This is a genomic window from Ruegeria sp. CDSA221, from assembly GCF_059611825.1.
In genome coordinates this window covers 1-2,517 of the sequence record NZ_JBXWPK010000037.1, presented here as the reverse complement: position 1 = coordinate 2,517, position 2,517 = coordinate 1, and the positions used below count along the sequence as shown (strand labels likewise).

The following is a 2,517-nucleotide window of genomic DNA, read 5'->3' as shown; positions in this document are numbered from 1 at the left end:
GTGTCAATCCCGGCGCAAAATGGGTCAGTTTCCCGGTGTAAAATTGGACAGTTTGGTTGGGAGTTAGCTGCGCCTTGGCGCGCGTGCTCTCCAGATAGCTGACGCGTGCCAAGGCGCGCTGGCCGCAGGCCAGCCCTTCTGATCGCGGGTTTATGGAGTTCAGGTTTGGGCTTTTCGGCTCTCGCGCAGCCGGAAGCTTTCGCCGTTCATTTCAAGGATATGCACGTGATGGGTCAGGCGGTCCAGAATGGCGCCCGTGAGGCGCTCTGAGCCGAAGACCTCGGTCCATTCATCGAATGGCAGGTTGGAGGTGATGACGATGGAGCCGCGCTCGTAGCGCTGGGAGATAACCTCGAACAGCAACTCGGCGCCGGTCTTGCTGAGCGGGACGAAGCCGAGTTCATCGATGATCAGCAGGTCCTGGCTGACCAGCAGCTTTTGCAGACGCTGCAGGCGCCGTTCGTCGGCAGCCTCGATCAGTTCGTGGACCAGGGCGGCAGCGGTCGTGAAGCGAACCTTGAGCCCCTTCTGGCAGGCCGCCAGCCCGAGCCCCAGGGCGACGTGCGTTTTACCGGTGCCACTCGGGCCCAGGGCGATGACGTTCTCTCGCCGATCGACGAAGGCGCAGCGGGCGAGTTCCATCGTCAGGACCTTGTTCAGTGACGCAATCACCTTGAAGTCAAAGCTGTCCAGGCTCTTGGTCGCCGGAAACTTCGCGGCCTTTATCCGGCGCTCGATCATCCGGCGTTCGCGCTCGATCAGCTCCAGCTCACAGAGCCGCAGCAGATACTGCACATGATCCTTGTTCTCCGCCGCACACTGCCGTGCCTGCTTGTCATACTCGCTGTTGAAGGTCGGCAGGCGCAGCTTCTTGAGATGATGCTTCAGCAGGACCTGTGGCGTATCGGTCATACCATCGCCCCGGACATCAGCACCTTGTAGCTGGCCGGGTCCGTCGTCTCGACCTGTGCCTTGGGCAGGTAGGGATAGACGTCGAGATCGAGCCGCGGTGGGCGCTTCTCGATCCGGCACAGCACGAGATGCTTGACCGCGTCGTAGCCAATAGTGCCGTGGCCAAGAGCGTACTTGATGGCGCCATGGACATGGGCCATCTCGAAGGTCTCCAGCAGGCGCAGAACCTGAACGTACTCGCGCTTGCCCTTCTTTCCCATCCGCGCTTCCAGCAACCGGTGCAGGGTGGCGAACTCGGCGGGCAGGTCCCAGCCTTTGAGTGGGGCGGCCTGATCCAATGCCCCGACCTTTTGCTCCAGCAAAGGCAGGTAGTGCATCGGATCGAAGACCATGTCGGCCTTCTCGTAGGACCGGCTGTGGCGGGCGATCACCTCTGCGCCGCAGCCGATGACCACCTCATGGACGTAGCCCCGGACCTGAACCTCGTGGTGGGCGTAGGCGACCGGCACGGAATAATCATTGTTGCGATATCGGACCATCGAGATCGATGTGGCCCGGGTGCTGACCTTGTCACAGGCATCATAGGGCGTGGACGGCAACACCATCAGCGCGTCCAGATCGCGCATCAGGCGCTCGCCGATCGGCTCTGAATGACCGCGCACGATATCGTCCTGGCGCCTCAGGCATTGTTCTTCGAGCCGGGCATTCAGCTCATCGAAGCTGTTGAACCTGGGCGCGGGCACGAGGAAATTCCGCCGCCCATAGCCGATTACACCTTCGACATTGCCTTTGTCATTGCCCTTGGCGGGGCGGCCAAACTTGTCTTCGAACAGGTAATGCGACTGCAACTCGGCAAAGGTTCTGGTCCTCTCCCGCTTCCCGTCGCCGCAAATCCTGGCAACAGCGATCGAGGTGTTGTCATACAGGATCGACAGCGGCACGCCGCCGAAGAATGCAAAAGCCGCATTGTGCCCATCGCAGAACGCTTCGGTCGTCTCTGCCGGGTAGGCCTTGATGAAAAACGCATCCGAGTGCGGCAGCGCCATCGCGAGATAATGCAGCTTGCATTCAACGCCGCCGATCACCCCAAGCGACTCTCCAAAATCTACCTGGGCATGCCCCGGCGCATGCGACAAAGGCACGAATACCTCGCGGTTCCGGCGCTTCTTCTCCCGCACATAGTCGGTGACAATGGTAATCCCGCCGGTGAAGCTGTGTTCATCGCGCAGACGCTCATGGATGCGCTTGGCTGTATGCCGCTGCTTCTTGAGCCGCGACTTATCTTCTTCGAGAATCTCGTCGATGATCGCCACGAACGGATCAAGCTTAGGGCGCGCCGGTGGGTTCTGCCGACGGTATCCAGGCGGAACCGCATGCTTCAGAATCTTCGCAACGGTCTTTCGGTCGATCCCGAAATGCCGCGCTGCCTCACTCTTGCCCATTCCCTGGACATGGCACGCAAGCCGTACCCGACCATAAAGCTCCACAGAATACATCTCCCCACCCTCAGCTCAATTGCCTCGGGTGTCAGACTGCGGAATTTTGCTCCGCGACGGTCAGATCATCCGACCGATTCCGTGGGTATTTTGCCTCCGGGATTCACAG

Annotated in this window: 2 protein-coding genes; both read right to left on the bottom strand. The window is 60.5% G+C overall.

All coding sequences use genetic code 11. The features are described from left to right. Positions 1-159 precede the first annotated feature (159 nt). Positions 160-912 carry an IS21-like element helper ATPase IstB gene (gene istB / locus AC2FJ5_RS21315; protein WP_496794516.1) on the bottom strand — a complete coding sequence of 251 codons (753 nt, stop codon included), beginning with the start codon at positions 910-912 and terminating at the stop codon, positions 160-162. Beyond that, positions 909-2,408, bottom strand: a complete 1,500-nt coding sequence (gene istA, locus AC2FJ5_RS21310) for an IS21 family transposase (RefSeq protein WP_496774834.1) — start codon at positions 2,406-2,408, stop codon at positions 909-911. The genes istB and istA overlap by 4 nt, the downstream gene beginning before the upstream one ends. Positions 2,409-2,517: the final 109 nt, after the last annotated feature.